The sequence below is a fragment of the Kamptonema sp. PCC 6506 genome (genome assembly GCF_000180455.1).
GTDB lineage: Bacteria > Cyanobacteriota > Cyanobacteriia > Cyanobacteriales > Microcoleaceae > Kamptonema > Kamptonema formosum.
In genome coordinates this window covers 25,476-44,490 of the sequence record NZ_CACA01000283.1, presented here as the reverse complement: position 1 = coordinate 44,490, position 19,015 = coordinate 25,476, and the positions used below count along the sequence as shown (strand labels likewise).

Genomic DNA, 19,015 nt, shown 5'->3' with positions numbered 1-19,015 from the left:
TTTCACCAAACAAAAAACTCACAGACTTTTTGCGCTGAAAGCCCACCCCTTCAGAGGTCGCGATCGAGAAATACTCCTTTAGGAATAGTGCCCTATTTCTGGAAATTTCACACATATTATTTTTGATTGGGGGGCGTTATTCTCGATCTCTCAAAAGTAGCTAAATTAGAGAATAGTAAGTAAAAGGAAACTGCCTTGTGCCCTTTCAAAAGTAAGGCAAATATTTATACATTATCGAAGCAATGATAGCAACTTTACCTACATCTCAAACCTGGACATGGCGAGGCTTTCCCATTTCCTACCAAGCTCAAGGTCAAGAAGGGCCGGCAGTGGTATTCGTACACGGTTTTGGTGCATCCTGCGGCCACTGGCGCAAAAATCTCTCAGTATTGGCCGCGAATTGTCGCTGCTACGCCATTGATTTAATTGGCTTTGGCGGTTCTGCTAAACCTAAGCCCAAAACTGAAATTGATTATACCTTTGAAACTTGGGGCGAACAAATTGCTGATTTCTGTAAAGAAGTTGTCGGTGGGCCAGTATTTTTAGTAGGAAACTCGATTGGCTGTGTCGCAGCAATGCAGGCGGCTGTGGATTTTCCCGAAATAGTTTTGGGTGTAGCTTTACTCAATTGTTCTTTGCGACTACTGCACGATCGCAAACGCGCTGAGCTAGCTTGGTATCGGCGCATGGGCATACCTATTGCACAGAATGTTCTTAATATCAACTGGATCAGTCAACTATTTTTTAAGCAATTAGCAAGGCCGAAAACTGTGCGATCGATTTTACTAAAAGCTTACAAACGTTCTGAGGCAGTGACAGATGAATTAATAGATATGATTATGATACCGGCGCTAGATAGCGGAGCAGTAGATGTATTTATCGCATTTACGAGTTATTCTTCTGGCCCCTTAGCGGAGGATTTACTTCCCCGATTGAGTTGTCCAGCTTTGATTTTATGGGGTGCAGATGACCCTTGGGAGCCGATAGAATTGGGGCGAGAGTTGGCAAATTTTCCTTGTGTTGAAAAATTTGTGGAGTTGGCGGGTGTGGGCCATTGTCCGCAAGATGAAGCTCCTGAGTTGGTAAATCCGGTTTTGTGGGATTTTATTAGGAAAATTGGGATCTGAAGAAGTTGTTAAAGTTTGACGGGTGCGGCTCGCAGATAATGTTAGCTTTACATCAGTCTAAAGACTTGTTTCTTTAGCAGCTACACCTAAAGTTGAAGTCAGGTGTGAAGCTAAATTTTTTTCAAAGGTTTTAAGTATGGTAATTAATGGTACTTCAAGTTTTGACTATCTCCAGGGAACAGTAGAATCAGATAGCCTTGTGGCTTTTGAGGGCAATGATATAGTTTACGGCGACAAGGGAGATGATGCGATCGCAGGCGGCGATGGCAAAGACAAGCTCAACGCCGGTCAAGGTAACGATCTCATCGACGGTGGCGCCGACGATGACATCATCTGGGGAGCAAAGGGCAACGATCGCATTTTAGGCGAAGCAGGTAATGATACTCTCATCGGTGGCAAAGGCAGCGATACCCTCACTGGCGGGGAAGGAAATAATATCTTTGGTATTGCCATTGAAGGCTGCGGCTGTCAAACGATTACCAAAGCCGACTACATTACTGATTTTAAAAATGGCAGCGATATCCTGCGCTTACTTAACGGAGTTAAGTACGAAGATTTAAACATCTTTCAAGGTACAGGTGCTAACAGTAACAATACCATTATTCGCGACAAACTTACCGGCGAGTATATGGCAGTCCTACAAGGAGTTAATGCCAATACAATTACCCAAAATAACTTTGTAACTTTCACGTCAGGTACAGTTGTAACTGACTGGAATACAATCCTACTAGACGCAGTGCGAACAGGTGGCACTCCGCCTCCCATAGCGGCCCGCAATATGGCAATGGTTCACACCGCCATTTATAACGCTGTGAATGCGACCGATCGCAGCCACAGCACTTACAAAGTGGAGTTAGAAGCACCAGGGGGAGCATCAATAGAAGCGGCGGCAGCAGCAGCAGCAAACCGAGTATTAACAAGTTTGTATCCTGCACAGAAAGCTAAGTTTGATGCCGCGATCGCATCATCTTTAGCCACAATTCCTAATAAACAGGCCAAAACCGATGGCATTGCCGTCGGCCTCTCCGCCGCCGACCAAATTATTGCTTTAAGAAGTCAAGACGGCACCAGTAAAGCACTCACTTACACGCCGACAAATAATCCTGGCGAGTGGGTACCAACTCCACCTGCTTTTGCCAATTCCCTATTACCTCAATGGCCAGATGTTGATTGTTTTGCAATGACTAGCGGTTCCCAATTTCGACCATCTGGCCCGCCAGCTTTAGATAGTGCTGAGTATGCAGAGGAAGTCAATTTTGTTAAGGAAATAGGCAAAAAAGATAGCTTAACGCGATCGCCAGACCAAACAGCAATTGCTAAATTCTGGGCGGATGGCGCGGGTACTTTTACACCTCCCGGTCATTGGAACCAAATTGCTCAACAATCATCTGTACTAGCAGAAAATTCCCTAGAAGAGAATGCTCGCTTATTCGCATTATTAAATATTGGTCTGGCTGATGCAGGTATTTGTGCGTGGGATGCTAAGTATGAATATATTCTCTGGCGACCATTGACTGCAATCAGGGAAGCAGAGAAAGATGGCAATCCAGCTACACTTACTGATTCACAGTGGGAACCATTACTAACTACTCCCCCTTTTCCTGAGTACACATCTGGGCACAGTACGTTTAGCGGTGCAGCAGATGCGATTTTGAGCTCTTTCTTTGGTGAAGATTTTTGTTTTGTGGATGTGGGAGACCCTTCTGTTAATAGTTTGCGAAAATTTGATAGCTTTGAAAGTGCAGCAGATCAAGCTGGAATGAGTCGCCTTTATGGGGGGATTCATTTTATGAGTGCTAATCGAGATGGTTTGGCGACGGGGAGAGATTTAGGTAACTACGTTGTCCAAAACTTTTTGGTTTGATGGTGCTTATAGCAACTACTAAAGAGGCGTTGTTACGTAAAGCGTGAGAAAGTCATAGTCAGGACTTACGTACCCAACCAAAGAAACCGGATTTTTTGACGAAAATACTTCGTTGTTATGTAAAGTGTGAGAAAATCATAGTCAGGACTTACGTACCCAACCAAAGAAACCGGGTTTTTTAACGAAAATACTTCGTTATTACCCACAGATTTTCTCAAAAACCCGGTTTCTGGGGCGACCTGCATAAGGCCTATTGGTATAAAACAAAGGTTGTAATTACTTCAATTGTGTTGTAATGGCAGAAATAGGTTATCTTTGCGTAAGTCTTATGATTTTTAAGGTCTTTGACATTTTTAAAAAAATCTTTTAGAATATTGATTATATATAGCTATAACAACCAACAAAATTGTTAGGACATTTTAAGTTCCTGAAGCCGTTCCGCTGATTCCTCACAGCGAACCCCTTGATTCTATATCCCTTCTTTCCTCCCTAGCCCTTTCTTCCCTAGCCCTTTCTTCCCTAGCCCCTAGTCCCTTCTTCCCCTAGCCCCTAGCCCCTAGCCCCTAGCCCCTAGTTATGAAATACCAAGCTTCAGAAAGCTACTCTTCAACCCTCCAAGGCGAACTCAACCAAAAATCAGAAAAACCTGTCATTATCGGCTTAGAAAATGTCACTAAAGTCTATGGCATCGGCGATCTAGAAGTTCGTGCTTTAAACGGTGTCAGCTTGATAGTAAAACAAGGGGAATATTGCGCGATTATGGGAGCATCGGGTTCTGGCAAATCTACAGCTATGAATATTATAGGCTGTCTCGATCGCCCCAGCAGTGGTAGTTATTATTTAGACGGCGTGGATGTCGCGCAAATGCCAGAGGATGATTTAGCTGGTATTCGCAATTTAAAACTGGGGTTTGTCTTCCAACAATTTCATCTGTTACCGCAGTTAACAGCATTAGAAAATGTGATGTTACCGATGGTTTACGCCAGCGTTCCCCCAGCGGAAAGAAAAGAACGAGCAACTGTGGCTTTAACGCGGGTGGGTCTAGAAAGTAGGCTGTACAATAAACCCAACCAACTATCAGGAGGACAACAGCAGCGGGTAGCGATCGCGCGTGCTATAGTCAATCGTCCCGTACTATTATTAGCGGATGAACCTACAGGCGCTTTAGATAGCAAAACTACTCAAGAAGTGATGAATATTTTCACGGAACTTAACGATAGTGGGATGACAGTGGTCATGGTAACACACGAGTCAGATGTAGCGCGTCAAACTCGCCGAATTGTCGTATTCCGTGATGGTGAAGTGATTGACGACGATCTGACACCAGATGACCTCCACAGTGCAGGATTATAGCAGACCTTAATTCTATTCCCTTCTTCCCTAGTCCCTAGCCCCTAGCTATATGCAACTTCATGTAAAATTGGTATAAACCAAACTTAAACTGTTAAGTCTTGTGAGTTTTATTCTCTTAGACTAAACGAATTACCACAACTACAATTTTGGCTAGCATTAGGATTATGAAATCTAAAACCTCCCCCCATCAAATCCTCTGAATAATCCAAAGTAAGACCATTAACATACTTAAGTTGCTCTGGATTTATCGCTACTTGGATTCCCTCAGATTCATACACCAAATCGTCAGGGTTAAGGGTTTCATCAAAAGCCATTGTATAAGACAAGCCACAGCAGCCACTAGATTCCACCCCAAGCCGAAATAAAGCATTGGGATTGGGATGCTTAGACTTAAGACGCATTACCTCAATAGCTGCTGGTTTGTTTAAGTGAATCATTAAAAAATTTATAGCTAGGGACTAGGGGAAGAAGGGGCTAGGGGTTAGGGGCTAGGGAGGAAGGGAAGAAGGGAAGAAGGGAATAGAATTAAGGGTGGAAACAATGAGTGAGTGTCCTAACTGCCAAGAAGGTTGCTATAGGAATGACAATTCAGAAGTCAGAATCAAAGGCTGGATTTAGCCGTTCAGAATAATTTTTACATACTTTAGGATTCCTGACTTCCTCAATTTTCTATTTAGCCTTAGATTCTGTTCGAGCGTAGTCGTCTTGGAAGCGTACAATGTCATCTTCTCCTAAATATTCCCCATTTTGTACCTCAATTAGGATCAGAGGAATCACGCCGGGATTTTCCAGGCGGTGAGAGTGACATTGAGGGACATAAGTAGACTGATTGCTAAAGATAATTTCTTCTTTATCATTGCAGGTGACTTTAGCAGTACCGGAAACAACAATCCAGTGTTCGCTGCGGTGGTGGTGCATTTGCAGACTGAGGCGATGTCCTGGCTTTACTTCAATCCGCTTAATCTTATATCCATTTCCTTCTTCCAGAGTGGTGAAGGAACCCCAAGGTCTTAATTCTGTAGCCGCAACTCCAGTCGAGCTACTAGATGTGCGTAGAGTGGAAACCTGAGAAATTTCTTGAACTTGAACCATGATTTTCTCTCCTTCAGCTTTAAGGCACTAAAATTAACCATAGCAAATTCACCCTAGCTGCTGTTAACTAATTAACCAATCTACATTAAGTCTTCATCCATACTCGCTTACTCTTTAAACAAGCTTTAACTTAGAGAATAAAGCTTGAGATTGCTTTACGTGAGCTCGACGGGAGCGATCGTGATGGTCAATAGGGATGAATGGCTCGCTCGTTTATATGGAGCGTCACGATCGCAACTATCCTGTAAAGACTTTAAGCGTAATCTATATTGTTAATTGGAAAAGCGGAACCAGTATTTTTACTCGCGTGACCCTCTAAACTTTCTAGCTTAGAGAGCGCCTCACCTAGTCGATCCAGCAATCCCCGGATGCGAACCCTAGTTTCTCGATCGGTATCAGGTAGTCGATCTAGCCAAGCAGCAGCCGATCGCTGACCTTCCTGAGCGCCCACAATTAAAGCACCCCAAGCCTTTGCTCCTTCATCCTGGGAATTTACCTTCAGCGCTGCATCTACGCGATTCCAGATGCGATCGCCATCATTTTTCAACATTTTGGCGATCTCAGAACTATTCCCCAAATCTGCCTCAAATACTTGTAAAGCATCATGCCAACGGCCATCAATTAAATCTGCCAGAACTTGCTGACTGGGAGAAGCCCAAGATGCGATCGCCTGAGACTGAGTAACATTAGCATGAAACTTAATCAAATCTAGCTGCGCTTGCGCCTGCGGCGACCAACCCCCCTTCGCCTTAGTCTTCAAAGCCCGCATCATCCCCAAAGCTGGCGACCACAAGCCACTTTTAGCCAACCGTAGCGCATCTTTATAACCAGGATTATTTAAAGCCGGTTCTTCCAAAGAAATTGCCGTCAACTGAATTGGGTTAGGTACAAACTTCCGAGGCTGAACCTGATAAATAGTAAATTGCGGGTCTAAACCTATAGTTTGATCGATCGCCAACTCCGGTTCCCCGCCCCCCGTTACCTGTCGCCAACTCGGAACCTTTCCCGCCGCACCCGTCCACTCCAAGAGCGACATCAAATGAGTTTGGGTAGGATTGTAGTGAACTACCTGCCCGTAGGGAATTTTCTTATCCGCCCGTAATAATTGACCGCTGAGGTTAAACCAAGCCCCGGAACTGGGAACTTTGCCTTCAAAGAGGCTTAAAGCTGTCAGCGGTAAGGATTTATTTGAGCCTTGGCTGTCATTAGCATCAGTGTGGGAAGCAATCACAAAAGATTCCGCCGGGCCTTCCACAGCTACAGAACTCGCCAGCCGATAATATTGCTCAGTTTCATAACTTTGATAGGGAATTTGCACTGGCTGATATACCCGCAGTTCGACAATCTGGCGGCAAGGATTTTTACACACTATAGATACAGTTGACCGCCGCTCTACCATTACAGGTACTAGCAAGTCGGGAACCTCGCGTTCGCTAGATTTCTCCTTGGGAAGCAGCAGCATTTCGCCGGGTATAAGTCCCACTTGCCCTAGACTAGCTCGGATTTGCGAGAGAGTCTGAATCGATTTACCGCTGGCAAAGGGAAGGCGAGACCATTCAGGTAAAAACTGATTGATCCAGATGCTCGCATTCGGATCGACAATTAATTGGTAGCTTAGCCAAGCACCTCCTCCCATTGCACCCGCACCACCCCACAAAACGGTAAGGGCGACAAAATTGGCAAGTGCCTTTTTCCAGAGGAACTTAGAGCCGGATTGGGACGGCTTTGGTCTAGATTTTTGAGGGTTTTGGCGTTTGTTGTTGACCGCCTTCCGGGTAGGCTGAACCTTTCCCTGAGCGATTTTGACGTTCTCAGGGGGTTTTCGCTTCCGGTTTGCGGGTTCAATCTTGTTTTCCATCGGGGGGGAGACTGGGGGAGGGGAGATTGGGAGAGGGGAGATGTGGGGAATTCTTTACTTTTTTAACTTAAAACCACAGCGTTCCAAGGTAACGAAGCAATCTCTCAAAATTGCTTTGGTGTATTCTACTGGCAGAGTTTAGTGGTGCTAGGTGTGAAGCAATCTTTTAAAACTTGTTCATAGCGTTGACCGATGATTTCCCAGGTATATTCGGTTTCGATTAGCGATCGCGCATTTTGTGATAACTCCTCCCGCAATTGTCGATCTTCAAATAAGCGACTAATCGCCTCAACATACTCTTCAAGTTGGTTCCCTCGCAAGGCCCCCAAAGGCGATCCACCGCCGTCAACAGCGAGCCCTTCCAAACCGCGATCGCTAGCTACAACAGGCGTTCCCGCTGCCATTGCCTCTAAAGTTTTATTTTTAATTCCTAGACCAATTCGCATCGGCACTACACAAACTGTGGCTTGATGCAAATATTCTGCCATTGAAGGGACTTGACCCGTTACTGTAATTCCCGACTGCGATCGCAATGCCAATACCTCCGCTACTGGTTTTGATCCCACTATAGTCAGGGTAGCGTCAGGATAACGCTGCTGCAAGGCTGGTAAGATATCTAAACTCAGAAATCGTACTGCGTCAATATTGGCCAAATTATCCATCGCCCCGATAAATATTAATCTATGTCCCCCCGGATCTACTTGTCTGTAGGGAAATTTTGCCAAATCTACGCCATTAGGAATAACTTGAATAGGAACGCAGGAAGAAGAAGGAAGAAGAAAGAAAGAAGGAAATCTCCCTTTCTCTGCTCCCCTGCTCCCCTGCTCCCCTGCTCCCCGCTCAAGAGCTCCCCTGCTCCCCCGCTCCCCGCTCCCCCGCTCCCCTGCTCCCCCGCTCCCCTGCTCCCCCGCTCCCCTGCAACTGCTGCCGATCTTCCTCAGTTGTGACCACAATGCGGGAGAATTTGGAACAGTAGTATTTTTCGTAGCGAGCGAGCAAAGGCAGATTGAGGCGATCGCGCAATGGTTTCTCGGAAGTACCAGTTTCTAGTATCTGTCGGCAACTTCCATAAACTGAACTATGAATATTTACTACCGTCCCCAACCTTTTGCGCCACTCAGGACGTACATAAATCTCATTAACGCTGTGTTCGCAGGTAATCGCATCGCATTTACCCGCTGCGACAAATTCATCTACCCAATTCTGCATTGCTGGAGAATAGATAGATATTACATTCGGAGGCCTTCCCTCCAGTAAAAACCGACTAAATCGCTGCACTTTTCCACCCCATCCCCAACCAACAGCTACCTGGGGACGAGGGAAAATCGCTAAGTCTTGGACATAGTGGCGCAGTTGCTCTATTTCTACCTCTGTCACGTCGTGCGATCGCAGTGTTGCCAGAGTGATAGAATGTTGCTGACTCAAATATTTCAACAAATTAAACGTCCTTACTTGAGTTCCACCCCGCCCTGGCGGATAAGGAAAAGTTGAGGAAAGTATCAAAATCTTCATATTGGTATGCAAAAAGTCAATAAATAAAAATATTAGGACGTAGCCAGATATCCTTATTGTCTCCTAGATCCTTAAATCCTTCTTCCCCTAACCCCTAACCCCTAACCCCTAGTCCCTAGTCCCTAGCTATAATGGACGATTCATCTATCAAAGCATTACTCGAAGACCTGAAAGACGCGGATGAAAGAGTACGCGATCGTGCTACTACAGAACTATGGCGTAGTTGGTTTGAGCAAAAAGGAGCTTACGGGATGGAAATGCTCAGGCGATCGCAGATTCTGCTCGATGCTGGTGACTTTTCTCGTGCCTTAGATATCCTCACAAAACTAATAGCAGATAGTCCTGATTTTGCCGAAGCTTGGAACAGAAGGGCTGTACTTTATTACACTCAAGGCGACTATCAAAAATCCCTAGATGACTGCGAAGAAGTTATCAAAATTAACCCGATTCATTTTGGAGCATTGCACGGTCTTGGTTTATGTTACGCTGCACTAGGAAATTATAGAAAAGCCATCGTTGCTTTTCGCCAAGCTTTGGAAATTCAGCCCTATTCCTTAGTTAATCAAAAATTGATTTTGGAATGTACTGCTCGGCTTAATTAAAAGAGGGGCTAGGGGCTAGGGGCTAGGGGCTAGGGAAGAAGGAAGAAGGAAGAAGGAGACGGGGAGAATTTTTACCAATTACCAATTACCAATTACCAATTACCAATTACCAATTACCAATTACCAATTACCAATTAACAATTAGTAGCCAACTAAAATTGTGGTTAAAATTAGTGTTTGCATCCCTACTTACAATCGCGTACATTTACTTTTAAATGCCATTGAAAGTGTCTTAAAGCAGACTTATACAGACTTTGAGTTGATCGTATGCGATGATGGTTCAAATGATAGCACTCCCATCGTTATGTCTGAATTGAATGCTGCTAATATTCGCTATATACGCCACTCTCAAAATATTGGAAAAAGTAACAATATGCGATCGGGGTTTGCAGCAGCAAAAGGTCAATATTTTATCAAATTTGATGATGACGATCGCTTAGTTCCAGACTTTCTAGTCCGGACATCTGCTATTTTAGATAAAAGCCCAACTATTGATTTTGTTAGTACAGATCACTGGATAATTGATAGTAATAATTCTCGCGATCAAATCGCGACTAAACTCAATTCACAGCGATGGGGACGAAGCGAACTTTCGGGGGGAATAATTGATAATTTACTAGAAGTAGTTTTTATTAAACAAAGCCTACAAGTTGGCGCAACTTTATTTCGCCGTAATGTTCTGCAAGAAGTAGGTTTTATGCGCCCCAATCTCCAAAACTGCGAAGACAATGATTTATTAGTCCGCCTTGCTATAGCCGGGAAAAAATGCTATTATTTACCTGAGCCATTAATGGAATATCGCTGGCATTCACAGCAGCAAGGTATTCATCGAGCTATCCCTTATTTAACAGACAAATTGAGTTATTTAACGAGTTATGAGTTTGATGCAGACAAGCTAGAATTAGTTAGACTTAAGCGGATTGCAGAAACAGAATTAGTGTTAGGTTTGCGGTTGATAGAGATTGGTGAAAACGCAAAAGGTCGGCAAATGATTTTTGCCAGCAAGTCATTCTCAACGGCAAAGGCATGGACTGGTTTAGGATTATCACTTTTGCCGATGGAGTTAAGGGAAAAAGGGTTTAAGATTTTGCGGCAATTACGTAATTGAGAAGAGTTACTTAGGGATTCTCCTAGTTGATATTATTCAACCAATTCATTAAATCTGCTTGGCTAGAGAAATCTAACAGCGCCTCACTTAATAACTCTAATTGAGTAAATGATAAGGCGCGAATTCTTTGTTCCGTAGAGGGTGTAAGGGTTCCCACGCGCCTACTCAATTGGCGCAAAGTCTGTAACAGTGCTTGCTGCTGTTGACCTTGTTGCAAGCCTTGTTGCAAGCCTTGTTGCAAGCCTTGTTGCAAACCTTGTTGTAAGCCTTGTTGTAAGCCTTGTTGTAAGCCTTTTTGCAAGCCTTTTTGGATAATTTCTTGGTAAAACAGAGATTCTTCCATAATATCCTCTCGAAATAGTTGACGAACCACGTTAGGTTGATGCAGCAAACCAGCTAATATACTGGTACAAGCTAAAACTTCCCGTCGCTGTGCGAAGTCTGCAATCAAATCCACTTGTGCTGCTACTTGCTCTAACAATGCTAAGGGTGAGTCAGTACGAGTTAATGGTGCTAAGGGTAGTAAAGCAGGGTCTGCTAAAAAAGTGCAGAATCTTGTTCCCACAAGCGAATGACACGGTAGCGATGTAGAGTGTTTTGTTGTTGAAAACTGTCTACAGCAACTAGATGTGAGTCAATCCGCTTTAAGAAAATTACTACTTGTTCTATTTTACACTCATATTGCCCGTAAAGGCGTACCCAATAGTTCAGCATTCGGAAGGGAATCGGAGGCACAGAATAGGGTAATCTTTCAAATTCAAGGTGGAGGATGGTGTCTCCGACGCGCAGTAGAATTAGGGAGTCGGCGCGGAGTGGTTCGGCGGGAAGTTCGGTTTTGAGCAGTTCGATATTGGTAGATTCTATATTAGGAAGTAACCAGCGGACGAAACTTGCTGGATTCTGTGCGGCTATGTATTTACAGGTGTTGTCGTAGGTCAAGGCTGTTGTAATTCGAGAGTGTTTTAAAGATTTTAATCTGTTTAGGTAGGAGTTGGAAGGAAGAAGGCGATTGGACTTTTTACAGTCTCTTATATTTTACCTGTTGCACCATCAAAGAAACAGCCTTGACATCGCCTCAAATCTTGGCTTTAAATTTGATAATCCAAAAACTCTGAATCTTGCAGAACAATTCGATGAACGGAAAGGCGGTTAATCAAACCTTGCTGCTCAAAATTATTCAGAGCACGGGTAATTGTCACGCGGGTTGTACCCAGAAATTCAGCAATGTCTTGATGGGTTAAGCTGAGATCGATAAGCTGTCCATGCTTTATCTGAGAACCAAACTTTTTGGCTAACCAAAGCAAGAGATGATAAAGCATGGCATCAACCTTTCTACTATAGTGCTAGGAAGAAGATTAATTAACGGCGTTTTTCCTGATTATCGTGTCGATCTTTACTGAAATTCCCACTGTTGGGCTGCAAATTTCCCTTATTACAGCCTGGTTAGGTTTGATTTTACTTGTAGCTGAGGGACTAAATCGGTTTACTTCGGCAGATCCAGAGATATCCCGGAAGATAGTACACATTGGTTCGGGGAATGTGATTTTGCTGGCGTGGTGGCTGAAAATTCCGGCTTGGGTGGGGATTGGGGCGGGGATTGTGGCGGGCGCGATCGCACTCATCTCTTACTTGATTCCTATTTTACCCAGCATTAACAGCGTCGGCCGACAAAGTTGGGGTACTTTTTTCTATGCTGTCAGCATCGGTGTTTTAATTGCTTGGTTTTGGCCTGTGCAACTACCACAATATGCTGCCTTGGGTATTCTTGTAATGACTTGGGGAGATGGACTAGCTGCTGTGATTGGTCAGCGTTTTGGTAAACATACTTATCAAATTTGGGGAATGCAGAAGAGTTGGGAAGGTTCTTTTACTATGTTTTTAGTTAGTTTTGCTGTTAGCAGTTTAATTTTACTGGCTGTTCAAGGTAATGTTTGGCAAACTTTGGGGGTTTCAGTTGTTGTTGGTTTAGTTGCGACTACTTTGGAATCTTTCTCCAAATTTGGCATGGATAATCTGACTGTACCGATAGGTACTGCTGCGATCGCGTTTTTCTTGAATCAATTGTAATGCCTCCCTCTAGGCGGTGAAGATATAGCAACCTTCTTGGTAGTTAGGACGTTCTGAATTACTAAAACTCGCTGATTCTATTCTCTTCTTCCCCACTTCCCCATCAGCCCCATCTGCCCCATCTGCCCCTAGCCCCTAGTCCCTAGTCCCTAGCCCCTATGCTATACCGAGGGCGGTGTTAGGCCATCAAAAGCCCCATGCACTGTAGTTGTGGATGGGGCTGATTTGATTTATTTAAAAGTGAGTTCACATTACCGTTGTTGTGTTTCTACAGTCTCAGGCGATCGCCTTACCTCATCTAAAGTAATTACCTTGGGAGGTAAACAAGTAGAAATCCCTGAATGGCTTCTTAATCTGCCGACTTATCTTTTAACGGTTGGCCTTCAAAAGGCTGTACGCCAACGACAGGATACTTGTCATCAGTGGGGCTGAAAATCCGCATCGCTGCTTCCGAAACAAAACGCATGGCATCTCTAACACTTTTGGAAAGATTCATACTGTCCACCTCGTTTGTCTAGGTCTTAATATACTTTATATATTAATGTCAGTTTTGATCTGGGGATCGGATTAGCAATATTTATTTTTATTCCTTATTAGTCCGCAATCATTAACAGAACTTACCCAGGATTATAGCTATTTTTATATAATTCACCATAACATAAATAGGAATTACCCAATAGCATCTGTAACGCCGCCCTCTGGAAAGTAAAAATACTACCCAGATGATGGCGCTACAAAATCTGCTACGTAAATCCTAAATTAGTAGTCGTTTTCAGACGACTTTGGTTATGAGGCAGGGGTTTTAACCCTTGATAGCTCGTAGGTTTGAGAGCCTGAAATCGCTTCGTCTCTATACCCGCTCCTCGATCGTCACCAACTATAAGCAAGCTCATGGTCAGGTGATTATCACAAATTTTTATCAAATCTTGACTAGACAGATTTGGTATATTTCACTATAATTAAAAAAACCAAGCTTGCAGGGATTTGTCCCATGAAAACTGCCACTGAAAGCGACACGACCATCGGCTTGACCGCTGGGGAAGACCAAGAATTAACGCTTTCCCCACAGGATTATAGTCTGTTAACTGACCTCTACCAGTTGACGATGGCGGCTTGTTATGTGGGGGAGGGGTTGGAGCGACAGCAGGCTAGCTTTGAGCTGTTTGCTCGCAGGTTCCCAGAAAATTTTGGCTATTTGATTGCGATGGGTTTAGCCCAAGCATTGGATTATTTAGAGAAATTCAGCTTTAGTCCAGCACAGATTGAGGCTTTGCAGTCTACGGGAATTTTTGCGAATGCTCCTGAGCGATTTTGGGAGTTGTTGGCGACGGCCCGCTTTACTGGCGATGTTTGGGCGGTTCCAGAAGGGACGGCGGTGTTTGCAAACGAGCCATTGCTGAGGGTGGATGCTCCTTTGTGGCAAGCTCAGCTAGTGGAAACTTATTTGCTGAATGCGATTAACTATCAGACTTTGATTGCGACGCGATCGGCTAGGCTGCGCGATGTGGCGGGGCCGCAAGCTCAACTGCTGGAGTTTGGGACGCGCCGCGCTTTTGGCCCTCAAGCTTCTATTTGGGCGGCTCGTGCGGCCTTGGCTGCGGGTTTGGATGCGACTTCTAATGTTTTGGCAGCTTTGAAGTTGGGCCGCAAACCTGCGGGTACGATGGCTCATGCTTTGGTGATGGCGATCGCGGCTGGTGAGGGAAGCGAGGAGGGGGCGTTTGCGGCGTTTCACCGATATTTTCCGGGTGCGCCCCTGTTGATCGATACTTACGATACAATTGCTGCGGCGCGTCAGTTGGCGGAACGGGTAAATCGGGGTGAAATGCGACTGGAAGGGGTGCGGTTGGATTCGGGGAATCTGGTGGAGTTGTCGCGGGAAGTGCGATCGCTACTTCCGGGAGTGCCGATTTTTGCTAGCGGCGATTTGGATGAGTGGAAAATTTTTGAGTTGAAGAATTTGGGTGCTTGCATTGATGGCTATGGGTTGGGAACGAAACTGGTAAGTGGAGAGCCTGTGAATGGTGTTTATAAGTTAGTAGAAATTAATGGAATTCCGGTGATGAAGGAGGCTAGTGGGAAGGCGACTTATCCAGGCCGTAAGCAAATTTTTAGATATTTGCAAAATGGCCAAGTGAGGGGAGATTGTTTGGGATTAGTAACGGATGTTGTTAATCAGTCTTCTGTTCCGTTGATGGAATTAATGGTTAAGGATGGCGAACGGGTGCGGCCGGTAGAAAGTTTAGATGCGATCGCGCAGAGAACGGCCGCTTCTGTGGCTAGTCTTCCCGCTGAAACTCGCCGCTTAGATAACCCAATATCCCCGGTAGTAGAAATTTCGCCAGAGTTAGAAATTCTCACTCAACGAACAAAAAAGCGATGATTGTTAACAGTTAACAGTTAACAGTTAACAGTTAACTTTAATTAGCGATTAGCAATTAGCCATTAGCCATTAGCCATTAACAATGAAAACAATCGCTTTATTTGGTACAAGTGCCGATCCGCCCACTGCGGGACACAAAACTATTCTTAGTTGGCTTTCTCAACATTTTGATTGGGTAGCAGTTTGGGCCTCTGATAACCCTTTTAAATCTCACCAGACATCATTAGAACACCGTTCAGCGATGTTGCTGCTAACAATTCAAGAAATTAATTCGCCCAGAAATAACATTTGCTTGCACCCAGAACTTAGCAGTCCTCGGACGCAAGAAACAGTGGAAAAGGCAAAATTGATGTGGGGAGATGCCGATTTAACAATGGTTATCGGTTCTGACTTGGTAACGCAGTTACCACGCTGGTACAAGATTGAACTATTGTTAAAACAAGTGAAGTGGCTGGTAGTACCGCGTCCCGGTTATCCACCGGAAGAGATAGATTTGAGACAGTTGAGGCGAATGGGTGCGGAAGTTGCGATCGCATCTTTGACTGGCCCAAATGTCTCTTCTACAGCTTATCGTGAAAAAGGAGACACGGAAGCCCTAACGCCTCCCATTGAAGCTTATATCCACAGGGAGCATTTGTACGCATGGCTGGACGAGGCGAAAAAAAGAGTAAAAGTTACTCACTAGCAGACTTCAAAGTAGGAGTCGATAACGTGATTTTCTCAGTCGATACTGTACAAAATCGCCTGCTAGTTTTGTTGGTAATGCGGCAAGATGAACCTTTCTTAGATCATTGGAGTCTTCCGGGTACGCTGGTGAGGGAAGGAGAATCTCTTGAAGATGCAGCTTATCGGATTTTGGCCGAGAAAATCAGAGTAAAAAATCTGTATTTAGAGCAATTGTACACTTTCGGAGATCCGGGGCGAGATCCTAGAGAATTTACCAGGGGTGTTCGCTATCTTTCTGTAAGTTATTTTGCTTTAGTCAGGTTTGAAGAAGCGGAATTAATTGCTGATGGTGTGAGTGGAATTGCTTGGTATCCAGTTAAACAAGTACCGCAGTTAGCATTCGATCATAACCAAGTTTTAGAATATGGTTATCGCCGTTTGCGTAACAAGCTTGAATACAGTCCAGTTGCTTTTGAAGTATTACCGGAGGTCTTTACTTTGGGTGAGCTTTATCAACTTTACACTACTATTCTAGAAGAAAATTTCTCCGATTATTCTAATTTTCGCGCTCGGTTGTTAAAATTAGGTTTCTTATCGGATACTGGGGTAAAAGTGTCGCGAGGCGCTGGTCGTCCCGCTAGTTTATATCGCTTTGATAAAAATGCTTTTGCCCCTTTTAAGGATAAGCCGTTAGTGTTTATTTAGTCGTAAGTCTATTGGCTATAATACGAAAATATAGTTTTGAAACACTCTCGACATTCGGCGATTGAAATCGCTACTAAACAAACAAAGTCCGCCTACGCGGACTAAAAAATAAAGGGGATATTTAAGCCGGAGTTGGTATGCTTAAAAAAGCGGTTTGAACCGCTATTAAGGGAGTTCAACTAACAACTAACAACTAATAATAATTATGAAAATTGCAATTGCACAACTCAATCCTACTGTGGGCGATTTAACTGGCAACGCAAAACTAATCCTAGATGCCGCTAAAAAAGCGGCTGACGCTAATGCGAACCTGCTGCTAACGCCAGAACTTTGTTTAGTTGGTTATCCGCCGCGCGACTTATTAATTAATCCCGGTTTCATCGAAGCTGCGGGCCAACAATTACAGCAATTAGCACAGAATTTACCGCAAAATTTGATTGTCTTAGTAGGAACTGTAATTCCTAATCCCCACGCTGGGAAACAGGGCGGGAAGCCGTTATTTAATAGCGTTGCTTTGCTAGAAAATGGGGAAGTTAAGCGAATTTTTAATAAACGCTTGTTGCCTACCTATGATGTTTTTGATGAAGACAGATATTTTGAGCCTGGTGAAAAGAGCGAATATTTTACTATTGGAAAACATAAGATCGGCGTGACTATTTGTGAGGATTTGTGGAACAATGAAGAGTTTTGGGGAAAAAGGAGTTATGCTGGCGATCCTTTTTCTGACTTAGCCAAAATGGGTGCAGATTTAGTAGTGAATTTATCAGCTTCCCCTTACAGCGTTGGTAAACGAAAACTCCGAGAGGCGATGTTACGGCATAGCGTTACTCGTTACGGCAAACCTATTATTTATGCTAATCAAATAGGTGGAAATGACGATTTGATTTTTGATGGTAGTAGTTTTGCTTTAAATCGGTTGGGTGAAGTTGTTTGTTCCCTAACTGCTTTTGAATCTGATTTTGTATTGTTAGAATATGATGAGAATCAGCGAGATTTGTTGCCTAATGTAATTAAACCTCTCCCCGAATCTAGCGATGGAGAAATTTGGGAAGCGCTGGTTTTGGGAGTGCGAGATTATGTCCGCAAGTGCGGTTTTTCTAAAGTTGTGCTAGGTTTAAGCGGTGGGATAGATTCAGCTTTGGTAGCTGCGATCGCAACTTTTGCTCTGGGTGCAGAAAATGTCTTAGGCGTGCTCATGCCTTCCCCTTATAGTTCCGATCATTCTGTTAAAGATGCTGAAGAATTAGGTAAAAATCTCGGCATTACTACAGAAATCATCCCTATCGGCGAATTGATGAAAGTTTATGACAAAACTTTAGATCCTTTGTTTGCAGAGACAACTTTTGGGCTCGCAGAGGAGAATATTCAATCGCGGATTCGCGGTAATTTGTTAATGGCCATCTCTAATAAATTTGGGCATCTCCTACTTTCGACGGGCAATAAGTCAGAAATGGCTGTGGGTTATTGCACGCTTTACGGTGATATGAATGGCGGTTTAGCTGTAATTGCCGATGTTCCGAAAACTCGCGTCTATTCGCTGTGCCAATGGTTGAATAGTGGAGAATTGGGAACAACATTCCTCCCCTTACTAAGGGGGGGCGAGGGGGGGTGGAATTACCAATTACCCTAAAGAGATTATCCCCGTCAATATTATTACTAAACCACCAAGTGCTGAATTGAAACCGGGGCAAGTAGATCGAGATTCTTTACCACCTTATGATGTTCTGGATGATATTCTACACCGATTAGTTGAAAAACACGAATCAGCTCAACAGATTATAGCTGCTGGACATGATGAAATGGTGGTTAAGCGTGTAGTGCAGTTGGTGATTAGGGCAGAGTTTAAGCGGCGACAAGCGCCTCCAGGGTTGAAAATTAGCGATCGCGCTTTTGGCACTGGTTGGCGAATGCCTATTGCTAAAACTTGGGTTCAGTAAAAATAGGCAAGATACCTGTTTTACAGGCTGCAATCAGTTATGGATGATCTATAATAGGATGTGTGGAGTAGAAAGGAAGTTGAACTATAAATTAAATTATTACCAGACCAAATAGGAGGATCAATAGATTGCTATTGTCAAAATTCCCAAGGATGGTTTAATGACTGAGGATAAAGATTGGATGACCTTTTGGCAGAATGAATAAAATAATATTTCAATGGGATGAGCAAAAAAACAAAATTAATCAACAAAAGCATGGTATTTCTTTTGAAGAAGCTGAATCAGTTTTCTTTGATGACTATGCCCTTCAATTTTGGGATGAAGATCATTCCCACGAAGAAGAACGTTTTTTACTTTTGGGCATAAGCTCTAAAATGAGAATATTAATTGTAGTTCATTGTTTTAGAGAAGAGGATTCTCTCATTAGAATTATCTCAGCAAGAAAAGCAACTAAAAATGAAAGTCAAGAATATAGGAGATAAAACAATGGAACCGGAATACGATCTTTCAAAAATGAAAAAAAGACCTAATCCTTTTGCTAAACAGTTAAAAAAACAGGTCACGATTTCTCTCGGAATTGATGTAATTGAATATTTTGAAACTATGGCTCAGGAAAAAGGTATATCTTCTCAGGAACTAATTAACCTTTATTTGCAAGATTGTGTTGTTTCTAAGCGGAAATTATCTCTAAATTAGCCTACCAACAACCACAGAAATCGGGTTTTTACTTAGAGACTGTTG

General features: G+C 43.7%; 19 protein-coding genes and 2 pseudogenes. 12 read left to right on the top strand and 9 right to left on the bottom strand.

What is annotated here, in order from left to right:
* Positions 1–242 precede the first annotated feature (242 nt).
* The 3 genes from OSCI_RS15715 (at position 243) to OSCI_RS15705 (ending at position 4,344) form a co-directional block, all read left to right on the top strand.
* Positions 243–1,127: an alpha/beta fold hydrolase gene (locus tag OSCI_RS15715; protein ID WP_007356010.1), complete on the top strand. Its 885-nt coding sequence runs from the start codon at positions 243–245 to the stop codon at positions 1,125–1,127.
* Between the two features lie 136 nt (positions 1,128–1,263).
* Complete coding sequence (locus OSCI_RS15710; RefSeq protein WP_007356009.1) at positions 1,264–2,991, top strand: phosphatase PAP2 family protein; 1,728 nt, start codon at positions 1,264–1,266, stop codon at positions 2,989–2,991.
* Positions 2,992–3,567: 576 nt separating this feature from the next.
* Positions 3,568–4,344 carry an ABC transporter ATP-binding protein gene (locus OSCI_RS15705; RefSeq protein ID WP_007356007.1) on the top strand — a complete coding sequence of 259 codons (777 nt, stop codon included), beginning with the start codon at positions 3,568–3,570 and terminating at the stop codon, positions 4,342–4,344.
* Between the two features lie 107 nt (positions 4,345–4,451).
* On the opposite strand, the gene OSCI_RS15700 is transcribed toward OSCI_RS15705, so the two are convergent.
* From OSCI_RS15700 to OSCI_RS32445, 4 genes and pseudogenes are all read right to left on the bottom strand, one after another.
* Entirely contained in the window at positions 4,452–4,781 is a 330-nt protein-coding gene (locus OSCI_RS15700; RefSeq protein ID WP_007356006.1) for a HesB/IscA family protein, read from the bottom strand.
* A 232-nt stretch (positions 4,782–5,013) separates the two neighbouring features.
* Positions 5,014–5,436: a phosphomannose isomerase type II C-terminal cupin domain gene (locus tag OSCI_RS15695; RefSeq protein WP_007356005.1), complete on the bottom strand. Its 423-nt coding sequence runs from the start codon at positions 5,434–5,436 to the stop codon at positions 5,014–5,016.
* A 253-nt stretch (positions 5,437–5,689) separates the two neighbouring features.
* Positions 5,690–7,294 carry a hypothetical protein gene (locus tag OSCI_RS15690; protein ID WP_007356004.1) on the bottom strand — a complete coding sequence of 535 codons (1,605 nt, stop codon included), beginning with the start codon at positions 7,292–7,294 and terminating at the stop codon, positions 5,690–5,692.
* 125 nt (positions 7,295–7,419) lie between these two features.
* A pseudogene (locus tag OSCI_RS32445) lies at positions 7,420–8,806 on the bottom strand (glycosyltransferase family 4 protein).
* Positions 8,807–8,937: 131 nt separating this feature from the next.
* Between OSCI_RS32445 and OSCI_RS15680 the strand changes: the two are divergent.
* Both OSCI_RS15680 and OSCI_RS15675 read left to right on the top strand, forming a co-directional pair.
* Positions 8,938–9,408: a tetratricopeptide repeat protein gene (locus OSCI_RS15680; protein WP_007356003.1), complete on the top strand. Its 471-nt coding sequence runs from the start codon at positions 8,938–8,940 to the stop codon at positions 9,406–9,408.
* Between the two features lie 160 nt (positions 9,409–9,568).
* Complete coding sequence (locus OSCI_RS15675) at positions 9,569–10,516, top strand: glycosyltransferase family 2 protein (RefSeq protein ID WP_007356002.1); 948 nt, start codon at positions 9,569–9,571, stop codon at positions 10,514–10,516.
* A gap of 22 nt (positions 10,517–10,538) precedes the next feature.
* Here the strand turns inward: OSCI_RS15675 and OSCI_RS32270 are convergent, their stop codons facing one another.
* The 3 genes from OSCI_RS32270 to OSCI_RS15665 all read right to left on the bottom strand — a co-directional run bounded on the left by OSCI_RS32270 (position 10,539) and on the right by OSCI_RS15665 (position 11,835).
* The gene (locus OSCI_RS32270) at positions 10,539–11,081 is read right to left on the bottom strand and encodes a DUF4351 domain-containing protein (RefSeq protein ID WP_324603628.1); all 543 of its coding nucleotides are present in this window, start codon (positions 11,079–11,081) and stop codon (positions 10,539–10,541) included.
* A complete protein-coding gene (locus OSCI_RS32265) occupies positions 11,054–11,455 on the bottom strand; it encodes a hypothetical protein (protein ID WP_007356000.1) in 402 nt (133 codons plus the stop codon). The genes OSCI_RS32270 and OSCI_RS32265 overlap by 28 nt, the downstream gene beginning before the upstream one ends.
* A 149-nt stretch (positions 11,456–11,604) precedes the next feature.
* Positions 11,605–11,835, bottom strand: coding sequence for a helix-turn-helix domain-containing protein (locus OSCI_RS15665; protein WP_007355999.1), 231 nt, complete (start codon positions 11,833–11,835; stop codon positions 11,605–11,607).
* Between the two features lie 64 nt (positions 11,836–11,899).
* Between OSCI_RS15665 and OSCI_RS15660 the strand changes: the two genes are divergently transcribed.
* Positions 11,900–12,583: a diacylglycerol/polyprenol kinase family protein gene (locus tag OSCI_RS15660; protein WP_007355998.1), complete on the top strand. Its 684-nt coding sequence runs from the start codon at positions 11,900–11,902 to the stop codon at positions 12,581–12,583.
* A 349-nt stretch (positions 12,584–12,932) separates the two neighbouring features.
* On the opposite strand, the gene OSCI_RS15655 is transcribed toward OSCI_RS15660, so the two are convergent.
* Together OSCI_RS15655 and OSCI_RS30045 are read right to left on the bottom strand one after the other, a co-directional pair.
* Complete coding sequence (locus tag OSCI_RS15655; RefSeq protein WP_007355996.1) at positions 12,933–13,079, bottom strand: hypothetical protein; 147 nt, start codon at positions 13,077–13,079, stop codon at positions 12,933–12,935.
* Between the two features lie 247 nt (positions 13,080–13,326).
* Positions 13,327–13,476, bottom strand: a complete 150-nt coding sequence (locus OSCI_RS30045; RefSeq protein ID WP_155523429.1) for a hypothetical protein — start codon at positions 13,474–13,476, stop codon at positions 13,327–13,329.
* 98 nt (positions 13,477–13,574) lie between these two features.
* On the opposite strand from OSCI_RS30045, the gene OSCI_RS15650 reads away from it, so the two are divergent.
* From OSCI_RS15650 to OSCI_RS15625, 6 genes and pseudogenes are all read left to right on the top strand, one after another.
* Positions 13,575–14,966 (top strand): nicotinate phosphoribosyltransferase, encoded by a 1,392-nt coding sequence (locus tag OSCI_RS15650; protein WP_007355993.1) that lies wholly within the window; start codon positions 13,575–13,577, stop codon positions 14,964–14,966.
* Positions 14,967–15,048: 82 nt separating this feature from the next.
* Positions 15,049–15,651, top strand: coding sequence for a nicotinate-nucleotide adenylyltransferase (locus OSCI_RS15645; protein WP_007355992.1), 603 nt, complete (start codon positions 15,049–15,051; stop codon positions 15,649–15,651).
* Complete coding sequence (locus tag OSCI_RS15640; protein ID WP_019487852.1) at positions 15,609–16,337, top strand: NUDIX hydrolase; 729 nt, start codon at positions 15,609–15,611, stop codon at positions 16,335–16,337. Before OSCI_RS15645 ends, OSCI_RS15640 begins: the two co-directional genes overlap by 43 nt.
* A gap of 205 nt (positions 16,338–16,542) precedes the next feature.
* Positions 16,543–18,274, top strand: a pseudogene (locus tag OSCI_RS15635) (NAD+ synthase).
* 197 nt (positions 18,275–18,471) lie between these two features.
* Complete coding sequence (locus OSCI_RS15630) at positions 18,472–18,756, top strand: BrnT family toxin (RefSeq protein WP_007355990.1); 285 nt, start codon at positions 18,472–18,474, stop codon at positions 18,754–18,756.
* A gap of 4 nt (positions 18,757–18,760) precedes the next feature.
* Entirely contained in the window at positions 18,761–18,970 is a 210-nt protein-coding gene (locus OSCI_RS15625; RefSeq protein WP_019487854.1) for a hypothetical protein, read from the top strand.
* The last annotated feature ends 45 nt before the right edge of the window (positions 18,971–19,015 follow it).

What these genes read in the sequence shown, in the direction of transcription:
- OSCI_RS15715 (WP_007356010.1), top strand. Translation starts at nt 243, where the DNA reads ATGATAGCAACTTTACCTACATCTCAAACCTGGACATGGCGAGGCTTT.
- OSCI_RS15710 (WP_007356009.1), top strand. Translation starts at nt 1,264, where the DNA reads ATGGTAATTAATGGTACTTCAAGTTTTGACTATCTCCAGGGAACAGTA.
- OSCI_RS15705 (WP_007356007.1), top strand. Translation starts at nt 3,568, where the DNA reads ATGAAATACCAAGCTTCAGAAAGCTACTCTTCAACCCTCCAAGGCGAA.
- OSCI_RS15700 (WP_007356006.1), bottom strand. Translation starts at nt 4,781, where the DNA reads ATGATTCACTTAAACAAACCAGCAGCTATTGAGGTAATGCGTCTTAAG.
- OSCI_RS15695 (WP_007356005.1), bottom strand. Translation starts at nt 5,436, where the DNA reads ATGGTTCAAGTTCAAGAAATTTCTCAGGTTTCCACTCTACGCACATCT.
- OSCI_RS15690 (WP_007356004.1), bottom strand. Translation starts at nt 7,294, where the DNA reads ATGGAAAACAAGATTGAACCCGCAAACCGGAAGCGAAAACCCCCTGAG.
- OSCI_RS15680 (WP_007356003.1), top strand. Translation starts at nt 8,938, where the DNA reads ATGGACGATTCATCTATCAAAGCATTACTCGAAGACCTGAAAGACGCG.
- OSCI_RS15665 (WP_007355999.1), bottom strand. Translation starts at nt 11,835, where the DNA reads ATGCTTTATCATCTCTTGCTTTGGTTAGCCAAAAAGTTTGGTTCTCAG.
- OSCI_RS15655 (WP_007355996.1), bottom strand. Translation starts at nt 13,079, where the DNA reads ATGAATCTTTCCAAAAGTGTTAGAGATGCCATGCGTTTTGTTTCGGAA.
- OSCI_RS30045 (WP_155523429.1), bottom strand. Translation starts at nt 13,476, where the DNA reads ATGAGCTTGCTTATAGTTGGTGACGATCGAGGAGCGGGTATAGAGACG.
- OSCI_RS15650 (WP_007355993.1), top strand. Translation starts at nt 13,575, where the DNA reads ATGAAAACTGCCACTGAAAGCGACACGACCATCGGCTTGACCGCTGGG.
- OSCI_RS15645 (WP_007355992.1), top strand. Translation starts at nt 15,049, where the DNA reads ATGAAAACAATCGCTTTATTTGGTACAAGTGCCGATCCGCCCACTGCG.
- OSCI_RS15640 (WP_019487852.1), top strand. Translation starts at nt 15,609, where the DNA reads ATGGCTGGACGAGGCGAAAAAAAGAGTAAAAGTTACTCACTAGCAGAC.
- OSCI_RS15630 (WP_007355990.1), top strand. Translation starts at nt 18,472, where the DNA reads ATGAATAAAATAATATTTCAATGGGATGAGCAAAAAAACAAAATTAAT.
- OSCI_RS15625 (WP_019487854.1), top strand. Translation starts at nt 18,761, where the DNA reads ATGGAACCGGAATACGATCTTTCAAAAATGAAAAAAAGACCTAATCCT.